13 protein-coding genes and 2 pseudogenes are annotated in these 12,602 nt (G+C 70.6%); 5 read left to right on the top strand and 10 right to left on the bottom strand.

Annotated features, from left to right (window positions below; translation table 11 throughout):
* Both BM066_RS26985 and BM066_RS26980 read left to right on the top strand, forming a co-directional pair.
* Nucleotides 1-153 (top strand): annotated as a pseudogene (locus BM066_RS26985) (hypothetical protein); the annotation flags it as partial.
* Nucleotides 154-205: 52 nt separating this feature from the next.
* Nucleotides 206-292: pseudogene (locus BM066_RS26980) on the top strand (hypothetical protein); the annotation flags it as partial.
* A gap of 203 nt (nucleotides 293-495) precedes the next feature.
* Here BM066_RS26980 and BM066_RS11900 read toward each other — a convergent pair.
* Nucleotides 496-1,215, bottom strand: coding sequence for an energy transducer TonB family protein (locus tag BM066_RS11900; RefSeq protein ID WP_089928142.1), 720 nt, complete (start codon nucleotides 1,213-1,215; stop codon nucleotides 496-498).
* A gap of 198 nt (nucleotides 1,216-1,413) precedes the next feature.
* Here BM066_RS11900 and BM066_RS11895 point away from each other — a divergent pair, with 198 nt between their 5' ends.
* Nucleotides 1,414-2,289, top strand: coding sequence for a transglycosylase SLT domain-containing protein (locus tag BM066_RS11895; protein WP_089928138.1), 876 nt, complete (start codon nucleotides 1,414-1,416; stop codon nucleotides 2,287-2,289).
* A 34-nt stretch (nucleotides 2,290-2,323) separates the two neighbouring features.
* Here BM066_RS11895 and BM066_RS11890 read toward each other — a convergent pair whose 3' ends face one another.
* The 3 genes from BM066_RS11890 to BM066_RS11880 form a co-directional block, all read right to left on the bottom strand.
* Complete coding sequence (locus BM066_RS11890; protein ID WP_089928135.1) at nucleotides 2,324-3,505, bottom strand: CaiB/BaiF CoA transferase family protein; 1,182 nt, start codon at nucleotides 3,503-3,505, stop codon at nucleotides 2,324-2,326.
* A gap of 99 nt (nucleotides 3,506-3,604) precedes the next feature.
* Entirely contained in the window at nucleotides 3,605-3,922 is a 318-nt protein-coding gene (locus BM066_RS11885) for a hypothetical protein (protein WP_089928132.1), read from the bottom strand.
* Nucleotides 3,923-4,068: 146 nt separating this feature from the next.
* The gene (locus BM066_RS11880) at nucleotides 4,069-5,880 is read right to left on the bottom strand and encodes an ATP-binding protein (RefSeq protein WP_089928129.1); all 1,812 of its coding nucleotides are present in this window, start codon (nucleotides 5,878-5,880) and stop codon (nucleotides 4,069-4,071) included.
* Nucleotides 5,881-6,041: 161 nt separating this feature from the next.
* On the opposite strand from BM066_RS11880, the gene spbR reads away from it, so the two are divergent.
* Entirely contained in the window at nucleotides 6,042-7,181 is a 1,140-nt protein-coding gene (gene spbR / locus BM066_RS11875; RefSeq protein WP_089928126.1) for a SpbR family protein, read from the top strand.
* Between the two features lie 53 nt (nucleotides 7,182-7,234).
* Here the strand turns inward: spbR and BM066_RS11870 are convergent, their stop codons facing one another.
* Both BM066_RS11870 and BM066_RS25970 read right to left on the bottom strand, forming a co-directional pair.
* Nucleotides 7,235-8,140: a LysR substrate-binding domain-containing protein gene (locus BM066_RS11870; RefSeq protein WP_089928123.1), complete on the bottom strand. Its 906-nt coding sequence runs from the start codon at nucleotides 8,138-8,140 to the stop codon at nucleotides 7,235-7,237.
* An 18-nt stretch (nucleotides 8,141-8,158) separates the two neighbouring features.
* Nucleotides 8,159-8,386 carry a hypothetical protein gene (locus tag BM066_RS25970; RefSeq protein ID WP_143093719.1) on the bottom strand — a complete coding sequence of 76 codons (228 nt, stop codon included), beginning with the start codon at nucleotides 8,384-8,386 and terminating at the stop codon, nucleotides 8,159-8,161.
* Between the two features lie 26 nt (nucleotides 8,387-8,412).
* Between BM066_RS25970 and BM066_RS11865 the strand changes: the two genes are divergently transcribed.
* Nucleotides 8,413-8,877 carry a transcriptional repressor gene (locus BM066_RS11865; RefSeq protein ID WP_089928120.1) on the top strand — a complete coding sequence of 155 codons (465 nt, stop codon included), beginning with the start codon at nucleotides 8,413-8,415 and terminating at the stop codon, nucleotides 8,875-8,877.
* Nucleotides 8,878-9,024: 147 nt separating this feature from the next.
* Here BM066_RS11865 and BM066_RS11860 read toward each other — a convergent pair whose 3' ends face one another.
* Genes BM066_RS11860 through BM066_RS11845 form a run of 4 tightly spaced genes read right to left on the bottom strand, consistent with a single transcriptional unit; the run spans nucleotide 9,025 to nucleotide 12,549 of the window.
* A complete protein-coding gene (locus BM066_RS11860) occupies nucleotides 9,025-9,663 on the bottom strand; it encodes an ABC-type transport auxiliary lipoprotein family protein (protein WP_089928117.1) in 639 nt (212 codons plus the stop codon).
* Nucleotides 9,660-10,598, bottom strand: coding sequence for an MlaD family protein (locus BM066_RS11855; RefSeq protein WP_089928114.1), 939 nt, complete (start codon nucleotides 10,596-10,598; stop codon nucleotides 9,660-9,662). The genes BM066_RS11860 and BM066_RS11855 overlap by 4 nt, the downstream gene beginning before the upstream one ends.
* The gene (locus tag BM066_RS11850; RefSeq protein ID WP_369823244.1) at nucleotides 10,598-11,437 is read right to left on the bottom strand and encodes an ABC transporter ATP-binding protein; all 840 of its coding nucleotides are present in this window, start codon (nucleotides 11,435-11,437) and stop codon (nucleotides 10,598-10,600) included. Before BM066_RS11850 ends, BM066_RS11855 begins: the two co-directional genes overlap by 1 nt.
* Nucleotides 11,434-12,549: an ABC transporter permease gene (locus tag BM066_RS11845; RefSeq protein WP_089928111.1), complete on the bottom strand. Its 1,116-nt coding sequence runs from the start codon at nucleotides 12,547-12,549 to the stop codon at nucleotides 11,434-11,436. The genes BM066_RS11850 and BM066_RS11845 overlap by 4 nt, the downstream gene beginning before the upstream one ends.
* Nucleotides 12,550-12,602: the final 53 nt, after the last annotated feature.

Genomic DNA, 12,602 nt, shown 5'->3' with positions numbered 1-12,602 from the left:
AGTAACCCCCTCCAGCCCAGTCCCGCTCGATCGCCCCCCGCCGCCGCATCGGTCGCTGGCCATGCGCCCTTTCCCCGCGTCGAGGTGAGTAAAGGATACGGCCGGTCTGGAAGGGTGGGGATCAAATCGGGTCGAGAAAGTTCAGGGCGTTGAAATCCTGAGACTTTGTTGGCTGAACGCCGAGGATAAGTTATTTCCAACCCTCTCCTTGGGGAGAGGGCGGGGCCCGCCGCGCAGCGGTGGGAGGGTGAGGGGCTACCGAGTCAGACGGCGAGCCGGCAGGGCGTCAGGGTGAAACCGGACACGGCGTCACCCCTCTACCCGGGCAGGACAGAAGTGAGCACGCGAGCCGACCGCGCCCCCTCCGGGACAGCACGTCTCAACAGCAAAAACCCCGGACCGCCGCGCTGGAAGGCGCGCGACGATCCGGGGCTCCCCCGTGACCGATGAGACCACGCCGATCGGATCCGCGGACCCGGTCGGCGGATGCGTCTCCTAACCTTCGGCCGCGTTGAAGCGGATCGGGATGCGGACGCTGGCGCCGTCGACGGCCTGGCCGTTCTCCATCTGCGGGCTCATCCGGAAGAACTTCGACAGCTTGACGGCGGCCTTGCCGAAGCCTTCCTCGGCCGGGGTCTCGTCCAGCACGCTGCAGGCCTGGATCGAGCCGTTGGCCGCCACCGTGCAGGTCAGGGTGGCCATGCCGCCGACGCCCCGGCGCATGGCGCTTTCGGGATAGAAGCGGCTGAACTCCGAGGCCCCGGGCTTCTTCAGCCAGTTGGGCCGGGTGATCACCTTGGGCTGGGGCGGTTCGACCACGGTCGGAGGTCCGGGCGGCAGGTCGGTCTTCAGGTCCACCGGGCCCGGTCCGGGCGGATCGCGTGGACCCTCCACCGGCTTGACCGGCAACGGGTCGACCGTGGGGGGCGTGACCAGCGTCGGTTTGTGGACCAGCGGCGGGTTTGACGTCGCCTTGGGCGGGACAGGCTTGTCGGGCTCGGGCTTGGGAGGATCGTAGAGCGGGACCTCGATGATCGGAGGCTCGGAAATCTCCGTCGGGGGAGCGACCCACTTCTGATAGGCCAGGTAGGCGAACAGGCCCGCATGGGCGGCCGAGACCACCACCAGCGCCGCGACCAGGGCCTTGGACGGCTTGCCGGGCTTGGTGCCCAGGCCAGGAATGTAGGAACCGACCGCGCCTTCGTACGCAACCATGACAACCTCCTTCTGCATCGACCGCCTGAAGAAGGTCGGGGCCGATGGAGCAAGCCTGTCACGATGAATTACGTTTGTAAATATTACGAGCGTAGAATTTTTACACTCGTAACTGCGGCGACCCGCCACAGGCAATTTCTGCCGGGTCGTTAGGCTTGGTTAAGGGGCGATTAACCATGCGGGTTCACATCTTCGGGCATGGCTGAAGTCACCTCCATCCGCAGCGTCGTCGAGTCGGCGATCCAGCGCGCGTCCAGCGCGACGGGCGTGGACTTCTCGTTCCTGATGGGCACGGCCAAGCGCGAGAGCGGCTACAACCCCGCCGCAAAGGCGCGGACCTCGTCGGCCTCGGGCCTGTTCCAGTTCGTCGACCAGACCTGGCTGTCGACGCTGAAGAAGCACGGCGCCAAGTACGGCTACGCCCGCTACGCCGACCTGATCCAGCAGGGCTCGGACGGCCGGTACCGGGTGGCCGGCGATGAGGCCCGCAAGGCGGTGCTGGGCCTGAAGCTGGACCCGCACGCCGCCTCGCTGATGGCCGGCGAGCTGACCAGCGACCACGCCTCCTATCTGCGGGGCCGGGTGGGGCGCTCGCCCACCTCCGGTGAGCTCTACGCCGCCCACTTCCTGGGTCCCCAGGGCTCGGCTCGGCTGATCGAGGCCGTCGGCAATTCGCCCGGCGCCAGCGCCGCGGCCATGTTCCCCGACGCGGCGGCGGCCAACCGCTCGATCTTCTACCGCGAAGGCCGCGCGGCCACGGTCAGCGAGGTCTACGCCAACCTGACCCGGGCGGCGGGCGGCGGCGGAGCCGTCCCCGACGTCGCGCCGCCGACCAGCGCGCCCGAGACCGACCAGGGCTTCGTCCAGTACGCCACCGGCCGCCGGCTGGAGCGCATCCAGCAGCAGCAAGAACTGGTCAGCCTGATCCTGCGCGGCCCACAGGACGCCGACAGCGGCTTCAGCTTCGTCTCGAACGGCGGTTCGTCGGCCCAGCGCATGACCAGCTCGATGTTCTCGGCCGAGATGCTGCGCGTGCTGTCGGACGCCAACGACGGCGGGAAGAGCCGGCGATAACTGTCCATTCCCTCCCCCTTGTGGGGGGAAGGGGCTAGGGCTTCACCACCCCCGCGATCTGCGCCTCCGACCACCCGATCTCCGCCAGCACCGAGGCCGTATGCTCGCCCAGCCCCGGCGCGGGCCCGCGCGGCCCGTCCCGCGCCCCCGGAAACCGCGCCGGTCCCGCCGGCGCCGGAAAAGTCCCTCCGCGCCCGTCCGGCGTCTCCACGAAGCAGCCGGCCGCCGCCGCCTGCGGGTCGCTGACCAGGTCGCGCGGCGTCTGCCAGGGCGCCCAGGTCAGGTCGCCGGCGTCGAGGGCGGCGGCGGCCTGGGCGTAGTCCATGGCCGCGAAGGCCTCGTCGAGGATGTCGACCAGGGCGCCGCCATGCTCGCGGCGCAGGCGGGCGCTGGCGAAGCGCGGGTCCTCGGTCAGCTCCGGACGTCCGGCGGCGGCGGCGATCCGCGCCCAGTCGGTCGAGCCCTGGCGGGCCAGCAGGCAGATCCAGCGGCCGTCGCGGGTCTGGAAGAAGTTGGCCAGGGGCTGCACCGCCTCGCGCCGGGGCCGGGTGGAGGCCAGCTTGCCGAACCGCAGCTGGATGGCCATGTCCGAGCCGATCGCATAGACGCCGGTGCGCAGCAGCGAGGTCTCGACCAGCCGGCCGAGGCCGGTGCGCTGGCGTTCGTGCACCGCGGCGAGGATCGCCGACACGGTCGCCAGCGAGGTCACGTGGTCGCCCATGCCGGTGCGGATCGGAAAGGGCTCGGCGCCCTTGGGGGCGGTGATCGCGCCCACCCCGGCCCGCGACCAGAAGGCGGCCACGTCCATGCCTGGCCGGTCGGCGTCGGGACCTTCCAGGCCGTAGCCGGTCAGGCTGCAATAGATCAGGCGCGGATTGACCGCCTTCAGGGCTTCATGGTCGAGCCCGGCCCGCGCCAGGCCGGCGGGGCGGACATTGGTCAGGAAGATGTCGGCGTCCTTGACCAGGGCCTTGGCGGCGTCGCGGCCGGCCGGGGTGCGGATGTCCAGCACCACCGAGCGCTTGCCGCGGTTGTCCAACTCGAAGACCGGGTTGGCGGCCTGGTCCGAGCCGATGGTGTCAAAGAAGCCGCGCATCGGATCGCCGTCGGGCGACTCGATCTTGATCACGTCGGCGCCCCAATCGGCCATGATCCCGGCCGCGCCCGGGGCGGCGATGTAGGTGGCCAGCTCGATGACCCGCAGATCGCGCAGCATCCCGTCCTCCCGGTTTTGTCGTTGCCGGGAGTGTGGACGGCCGTGTGAACCGTTGGAAGCGCCTTCGTCGCCGACGGCCGACCACGTCAGTCCGCCACGTCAGTCCAGGGTGTAGAACGACTGGATCTGGCAGTTTCCGCTGACGGTTTCGTAGAACACGCCGATCTTCTTTCCGGTCGAGCGCGAGGTGAGGATCAGCGAATAGAACCTGTTGCGGTCATCGGCCGTGGCAGCGGGACCGAACGTCAGGGCGCCCTGCGCGCAGGAGGATCCCGTGAAGTAGACCGTGACATTGTTCGGCACGTAGTTCTGCAGGCGCCACCCGATGACCGGGCCCTCGATATTGGAATCGGCCAAGGCCGACGAGGCCGTGAAAAGCGCGATCGCCGACAGTCCGAGAGCAAGGACTTTTTTCATAAGAACTCCAAGAGGAATGGCGTCGTCAGGGTGACGGCGCAGGCGGACCGATAGGGTGCGGTCCCGCGAGCTTGGCCATGATGGCGGAGCGGCGCAACTCAAAGTAAGGGCCGCGGGCGCGCGACGTCACGGGCGGCGAACGGAAATCAGGCGACCGCCGCCTGGCTGGAGACGGTCTTGCGGTCCAGAGTCGCCGCGTCGGCCACGGCGCGGGCCACGGCCGCGACGCTGACCGGCTTGCGCAGCACGGTGTCGGCTCCGGCGTCCAGGCATTCGCGGGCCTCGTCGGCGTCGCCGCCGATCACCGCCACGATCGCCACGTCGCGGTTGCCGCCGTCCAGGGCGCGCAGGGCGGCGGCGGTCTGGGGACCGTCCAGGACCGGCATGCGGCCGTCCAGCATCACCAGGTCGAAGTCGCAGATCCGGGCCAGGTCCAGGGCGCGGCGGCCGTTCTGGGCATGGACCACCTGGTGGCCCAGCTGCTCGAGGATGGCGCGCAGCATGGCGGCGTTGAGGGCGTCGTCCTCGGCGACCAGGATCCGCAGGTTGCGCGGCGGGGCTCCGGCGGCCTCGACCGGCGGCGCGGCCTCGCCGCCAGCCGGCTCGATCGCGCACAGGGCGGTCTCGTCGAACGGCAGGGTCAGGGTGAAGCAGCTGCCGACGCCGACGGCGCTGGTCGCCTCCAGGGCCCCGCCCATCAGCCTGGCCAGCTGGCGCGACAGCGACAGGCCCAGGCCCGCGCCGTTGACTCCCGCCCCGGTGCGCTCGACGCGCTGGAACGCCTGGAAAGCCTGGTCCATCTCGGCCGGCGACAGGCCGGGGCCGGTGTCGGCCACCTCGATGGCGATCTGGCCCTCGCGCCGCTCGACCCGGACTTCGATCCGGCCGCGCACGGTGTACTTGACGGCGTTGCCGACGATGTTGGCGATGATCTGGCGGGTGCGCAGGGGATCGCCGATCGCGGCCCCAAGCTGGCGGTGCTCCAGGTCCGGCTCGACATGGACGGCCAGCTCCAGCCCCTTGGCGACGGCGTGGGGGCGGTCCAGCAGCACCAGGTCGCGGATCAGGCGGACGGGCTCGAAGGCCACGCTCTCGACGGCCAGGCGGCCGGATTCGGCGGTCTCGGAGTCCAGGGTGGCGTTCAGCACGGCGACCAGGTCCTGGGCGGCGTCGAGGGCGGCGTTCAACTGCTCGCGGGAGGGGGCCGCGCGCCCGCCTTTCCCAGCGGCCGCCGCCAGCACGTGGGTCACGCCGGTCAGGCCGTTGCGGATCTCGTGGCTGAGGGTGGCGACGATGTCGGACTTGGATCGGGCGGCGCGCTCGGCGGCCTCCAGCACGGTCAGCCGCTCCTCCAGCAGGGCCTCGTGGGCCAGGGCCAGGGCGTGCTGGCGGCGCAGCATGCGGTTGAGGACCAGCGACAGGGCCATGGCCAGGGCGATGGCCCCGAAAGCCATGGCGCCGGACCGCTCGCTCTCGGGATGGGCGAACAGCAGGTACAGCGGCCCGACCGCGGCGACCGGGGCGGTCAGCAGCAGGGCCAGAAGGCAGGGGGCGGCGAAGAAGATACAGACCACGGCCGCCCCGGCCGACAGCAGCAGGAGGGTCTCGCGCACGCCGCCCGCCCCGTCGGCGAAGGCGGCCATCTGACCCACCGCCACGGCCCAGAGCAGGCCGGACATCACCTGCACCCGCGCGCGGCGGGTCAGGTCCTGGGCCGCGTCGCCGCGCAGCCAGGCGACCACGCCGTAGAAGACGCCCCAGTTGATCGCGAACACCGCGAAGCTGATCGCCATCCAGCCGGCGTTCTGCGCGAACGAGCTGGCCCAGACATAGATCGGCAGGCTGACGGCGAACACGGCCAGGGCGTAGGGCAGCAGGGCGGTCTGGGCGTCCAGCGCCAGGCGGGCGTCAGCGGCGTCGCCGTCCACGGGGGTGTTTTGTCGGCGCTCGGCGAACAAGGACTGATTCCTCGACTGGTGAGGGCAGACCCTAGGCGATCGCGGTTTGCGCCACGTTACGGCTTATCGTTAACGACCACGGCTTTGAGGGCAAACAATCGTTAAGCATAACGGGGGATGATCCGATTCCCCGCCGTTCCGTGGACTTGAGGGGGAGAACGATGGCCACCACCCGCGCCGCCCTGACCGAACACGACATCCGCATGCTGGTGAAGGGCGCGACGCCCGACGAGCGCGCCCTGGCCGCCCACAAGCTGTGCCGCACTATCGACCGCGCCGAGCTGGACGACGAGCAGCGCGCCCTGGCCGCCGAGATCCTGCGGGTGATGGCCGCCGACGCCGCCGAGCTGGTCCGCCGCGCCCTGGCCGTGACCCTGCGCAATTCGCCGACCCTGCCGGCCGACGTCGCCAACCGCCTGGCCCGCGACGTCGAGAGCGTGTCGTTGCCGGTGATCAGCTTCTCGCCGGTGTTCAGTGACGCCGACCTGGCCGAGATCGTCCGCCTGGGCGGGCCGGTGCGCCAGATGGCCGTGGCCAAGCGTCCCAAGCTGTCGGCCAAGGTCACGACCCTGCTGGTCGAGCAGGGCGCCGAGGACGTGGTCGCCGCCGTCTGCGCCAACGACAACGCCCGGATGTCGGAGACCACCCTGCAGCGGGCGCTGGAGCGCTTCGCCAAGTCCGAGACGGTGCTGACCGCGGTGGCCTACCGCTCGGCCCTGCCGCTGTCGGTGACCGAGCGCCTGATCGACATGGTCGGCGACCATGTGCGCGACCACATCCTGGCCACCCACCCGCTGTCGGCCGAACGGACCCTGGAGCTCATTCTCGGCGCCAAGGAACGGGCGACGATCGACCTGGTCGACCAGGCCGGCCGCTCGGCCGACGCCAAGGCCTTCGCCGCCCACCTGGCCAGCGTCGGCCGGCTGTCGCCGTCGCTGCTGCTGCGGGCCCTGGCCCACGGCCACATGACCTTCTTCGAGTGGGGCGTGGCCGAACTGGCCGGCGTGCCGCATCACCGCACCTGGCTGATGATCCATGACGCCGGAACCCTGGGCCTGAAGGCGATCTGCGAGCGGGCCGGCCTGCCGCCACGCCTGTTCCCGGCCCTGCGCGCCGGCGTCGACGCCTTCCACGCCCTGGAATACGACGGCCGCCCCGGCGACCGCGAACGGTTCCAGGAGCACATGATCCAGCGCTTCCTGACCGCCTCGCCGGCGGTGTCGCGCGAGGACGCCGACTACCTGCTGGACCGCGCCGACCGCCTGCACGAGCAGGCCAAGGCGGCTGTGGCGGCGGGGTAGGCTTCTCGTCATTCCGCTCATCCCGGCCTTCGCCGGGACGAGCGGATTAAAAACTAAACCGCGCCAGCCGCCGCGCCCTCGGCGAAGGCGCGCAGGCGGTCGGCGATGACCTCGCCCACCGCCTCCACCGCGGCGCGGCGGGGGAAGTGCGCGCGCCAGGCGATGCGGACGGTGCGTCCGGCCCGGGTCGAGAGCGGGCGCAGCACGATGCCCGCGTCCTGCGCCGCCCCGGCCGCCAGCCCGGGGATCAGCGTGGTGCCATAGCCCGCCGCCACCATGTTCAGCAGGGTCGGCAGGCTGGACGCCCGCAGGGGGCCGCCCAGGGCCGCGTCGCCGCCGCAGGCCTCCATCGTCTGGTCGCGCAGGCAGTGGCCGTCGGCCAGCACCAGGATGTCGCGCGCCAGGTCGGTCTCGACGATCACCGGGCGCCCGGCCAGCGGGTGTTCGGGCGGCAGGGCGGCCAGGAACGGCTCGTCGAAGAGCGGGCGGCTGACCAGGTCGGACCCGTCCTCCTCGGTCGCCAGCAGGGCGGCGTCCAGCTCGTGGGTCCGCAGCCGCTCCAGCAGGGCCGTGGTCTGGTCCTCCCAGGGCTCCAGCTCCAGCGTCGGCAGCGCCTCGCGCAACGGCGCGAAGACCAGCGGCAGCAGATAGGGGGCCAGGGTGGGGATGATGCCCAGCCGGAAGCGGCCCGACAGCGGGTCGCGCAGGTTGCGCGCCGTGGCCAGGATGGCCTCGGCCTCGGTCACCGCGGCGCGGGCGTGGCCGATCAGCTGCAGGCAGGCGGCGGTCGGGGCGGCGGTCTTGCTGCTGCGCTCGAACAGCGTCACGCCCATCAGGTCCTCGAGCTTGCGGATCTGCACCGACAGGGTCGGTTGGCTGACGCCGCAGGCCTTGGCGGCGCGCCCGAAATGCTCGTGTTCGGCCACGGCGAGCAGATAGCGGAGGTCGCGAAGGTTCATAGGTCAAGCCTATCGCGATCATTTAGATTTGGCGCTTCTTTTTATCACAATGATGGGCGAATGATGAGTCCGGCCGACGCCGGGACGGGCTCGTTGGCGCCCGCGTGGCGGCCCGGCCAGGATGACGGACAGGATCGTTTCGAGATCGCCAGGGTTGGCGGAACGGCTTTCTGGACGCGGCGGGAACCCGACGCGGCCAGTCTTCGAGGTCGAGGCAAGATCGCGGCGACGCAGGATCGCGATCATCCACGGCCTCTCGGGAGGACGCTGAAATGCCCCATACGGTGGACGCCGTATTGCGCGAGGAGCTGCGCCGCGCCGGCCTGCCCGGGCACGGGTCGTTGCCGCGCCTGCTGGCCCTGCTGCGGGCCTCGCCGGAGGTGCACCTGACCGTGGCGGAGGCCGCCGACCTGGTCGCCGAAGCGGGCCTGGCGGTGACGTCGGGCGAACTGGCCCGGCAGCTGGAGATCCTCGCCGACCACGGCCTGATCGGCCGGTTGCCCACCACGACGACCGAGCTGGTGTTCGACACCGTGCCCGAGCCGCATTCGCATCTGGTCTATGAGGAGTCCGCCCAGGTCGTGGACCTGCACGTCTCGCCCGACACCCTGCTGGCCATGGTCCGCGACGCCCTGGCCCGGCGGCCGGACAGCGTGGAGATCCTGGTGCGGTTCCGGCGCGATCCTGGGGCAATCCGCGCGACCGTCGACCGGGTCGGGGAGGAGCCGGAAGGGTGAGGGGGGCCGGCTATCGCATATGGCCAAAAGGGTTGTCATCCCGGACGAGCGCGTAGCGCGAAGATCCGGGACCGACGCGTGAACTCGGCGCTTGCGGCGGTCCCGGATCTGCGGCCCTTCGGGCCTTGTCCGGGATGACAACAAGGGTTACGCCGCCGGCAGCTTCGCGCCCGCCTCGTCGACCCAGTCGACAATCTCCGACAGCGCCTGGCCGACCGCGTGGTCATAGGCCGGGACGATGGCCGACAGGCGGTTGTCGGCGGCCTTGACCCGGGCCACGAACACCTTGTCGCCCAGCAGGGCGCGGTCGTTGCTGCGGGTCATGACGGCGCGGATCTCGACCAGCACCTCCGGCGGCGCCTTGGGGCCGTTCACATAGTCGGTCTCGAACGAGCGGACCTCCAGGCGCAGGGCCATCGCCGCCTTGAGGGCCTCGCCCCGGGTGACCAGGCGGGCGCTGCTGGTCTCGGACTCGAAGGACCGGGCCACGGCCTCGTCGAACAGCACGATGGCCGGCGAGACCCAGCGGGCGTCAGCGATGTAGGCGGCCTCGCCGTTGGTCACCGACAGCAGGCGGTCGCTCATGGCGGCCCGGGTGAAGACCGTCGGCGTCTTGTAGACCCCGAAGCCCTTCTCGCTGGCCGGCCGCGAGCTTTCGACCGGGGCGTGGCCGAAGCGGTAGAGGCCGGACGGCTTGGTCTTCGGGAACACGCTGATGCAGCCGGTGAGGGCGACGGCCGTGACGGCGATCGTCGCCGTCCGCAGGGTGATGCGCAGGATGCTCACGGCTTGACCTCCAGTTCCTTGGGCGGCGCCTTGCCGACCAGGGCGCGCGGGTTCTGTTCGACTTCGCTGACCAGCCGGTCCAGGGACTCGGCGGCCGACTGCAGGGTGACGACCGCCGACGACAGCTGCGGCAGGCCGGTGGTGGCGAAGTCGCTGGTCGGGCCTTCCAGCTTGCCGACCATGCCGCGCACGTCCTTGGCCGTGGCCTTCAACTCGTCGGCGGCGTCGCCCAGGTTCTTCAGGGTGCGCTTGGCGTCGCCGTTGGCCAGGCCGTTGACCGAGTCCGACAGCTCGCCGATCCGGGTCGAGGTGACCTCGATGCTCTGCAGGGCCTTCTGGGCGTCGGCGATGATCGCCTTGCGCTCGCGCAGTTCGGCGGTGACCGCCTGGACGTCGCGGAGCGAGGCGCCGAAGGTCTTGACGTTGTCGTCAGACAGCACGCGGTTGACGCGGTCCAGGGCCTCGATGGTGCGGGTCAACACCGTGCCGCCGCCTTCCAGCAGGTCGGACAGGGCGCTGCGCTGGCTGCGGATCACCGGCACCTCGCCGCTCCTGACCGTGGTCTTCAGCAGCGGCTTGGACGGCGCGCCGGCGGTGATCTGCACATAGTTGACGCCGGTGATGCCCTGGGGCTCCAGGGTGGCGAAGCTGTCGGTCTTGATCGGCACGTCCGAGGTGACGCGCACACGGGCGATGACGCGGTTGGGATCGCTCTTGTCCAGGGCGATCTTGGTGACCTCGCCGACCTTGATGCCGTTGAAGTGCACCTCGCCGCCGTCCGACAGGCCGCGCACCGGGCCGACGAACAGCACGTCGTAGAGGTCGTACTCCTGGTTGAAGCTCAGCTTGGCCAGCCAGACGAAGAAGACCAGCAGACCCATGAACAGGATCAGCGTCATGGCTCCCACCAGGGCGTAGTTGGCGTTTCTTTCCATCAGCTCGTCCTCGGTGTCGACTGCGGCGCCTGGCGGGCCGCCGCGCGTCCTCGCGGTCCCATGAAATATTCCTGGATCCAGGGGTGGTCGTTCTTCTCCAGCTCCTGGACCGAGCCGGTGGCGACCACGTGCTTGTCCGCGATCACCGCGATGCGGTCGGTGATCTCGTACAGGGTGTCCAGGTCGTGGGTGATCATGAACACCGTCAGGTCCAGGCTGTCGGACAGGTCCTTGATCAGGGTGTCGAAGGCCGCGGCGCTGATTGGGTCCAGGCCGGCGGTGGGCTCGTCCAGGAACAATAGCTCGGGGTCCATGGCCAGGGCGCGGGCCAGGCCGGCGCGCTTGCGCATGCCGCCCGACAGCTCGGCGGGCTTGAGGTTGCCGGCCCGGGCGGGCAGGCCGACCAGGGCGATCTTCAGGTCGGCCAGATGCTCGATCTCGCCTTTGGGCAGGCGGGTGTGCTCGTGCAGCGGCGCGGCGACGTTCTCGCGCACCGTCAGGTTCGAGAACAGCGCCCCCTGCTGGAACAGCACGCCCCAGCGGCGCTCGATGACGTTCCAGCGGCGGCGTGAGGCGTCGGCCATGTCCTGGCCGAACAGCTTGACCGAGCCGCCGTCGGGGACCTTCAGGCCGATGATGGTGTTGAGCAAGACCGACTTGCCGGCGCCCGAACCGCCGACCACGCCCAGCACCTCGCCGCGGTTGGCCGTCAGGTCCAGGCCGTCGTGGATGACGTTGTCGCCGAACCGCGAGACCAGGCCCGTGACCCGGATCGGCGGGGCCTCGGCGGTCGACGGGGCCTCGTCCTCGGCCGCCTGGGGCGTTTTCGCCGGGCTCACAGGTCCAGCTCCATGTAGATCAGGGCGAAGACCGCATCGATGGCGATGATCGCGAAGATGGCGTGGACCACGGCGGCGGTGACGCGCCGGCCCAGGGATTCGACGTCGTTGCCGACCTCCATGCCCTGGCGGCAGCCGATGGCGGCGATGACCATGGCCATGACCGGGGCCTTCGACAGGCCGATCCAGAAATGCTGCACGCCGACCGAGTCCTGCATGCGCTGCAGGAAGAAGGTCGGCGACAGGTCCAGCGCCGTCCAGGTGACCAGCATGCCGCCGGCCAGGCCCGCCAGGGTGGCCACGAAGGTCAGCAGGGGGATGGTGATCAGCAGGGCGGCGAAGCGCGGCAGGACCAGGGCCTCGTACGGGTCGACGCCCATGACCTGCATGGCGTCGATCTCCTGGTTCATCTTCATCGAGCCGATCTCGGCCGCGAAGCTGGAGGCCGAGCGGCCGGCCAGCAGGATGGCGGTGATCAGGATGTTGAACTCGCGCAGCACCGAGATGCCGATCAGCTCGACGGCGAACACCTGGGCCCCGAACTGGGTCAGCATGTTGGCGCCCAGCAGGGCCACCACCGCGCCGATGAAGAAGGTGGTGACCGCGACGATCGGGATGGCGTCGAGCCCGGCGCGCTCGGCCAGGGCCACCACCGGCGCCCAGCGGATGCGGCTGGGCTTGGCGATGCAGCGGCCGATGGCGACCAGCAGGTGGCCGAGGAAGGCCAGGGTGCTGTAGAGGTCGTCGCCCAGGCCGTAGACGCCCCGGCCGATGCGCTCCAGCAGGGCCTGGAAGCCCTTGCGCGGCGGCGCGGCCTCGGGCTCGACCTGGATGGCGTCGTCGACCAGCTGCAGCAGGCGCAGGGTGCGCGGTCCGGCCTTGATCTTGCCCGCGCTGATCCGGCCGTCGGCGGCGCGGATGATGGCGTAGGCCCCGGCGGTGTCGCAGCGGGTGATGTCGCTCAGGTCCAGGTCGATGGCCTGGGAGCCCTCCATGGCCTGGACCAGGCGCTCGCCGGCGTCGACCATGCCGCGCGCGGTCCAGTCCCCCGAGAGCACGGCGGTCTTGTGACCGGCGGTCTCCTTGAGGGTGAAATCAGCCGGAGCGCCCATGAAGTCTCGTCGGTCCCTGTAATCCGCCGTCGAAGCCTACCAAGACGCTCGAC

Origin of the sequence: Caulobacter sp. UNC279MFTsu5.1 (genome assembly GCF_900114015.1) — a bacterium.
Classification (GTDB): Bacteria; Pseudomonadota; Alphaproteobacteria; order Caulobacterales; family Caulobacteraceae; genus Caulobacter.
Note: the sequence above shows the minus strand (reverse complement) of the source record. Positions and strands in the feature narration are given on the sequence as shown.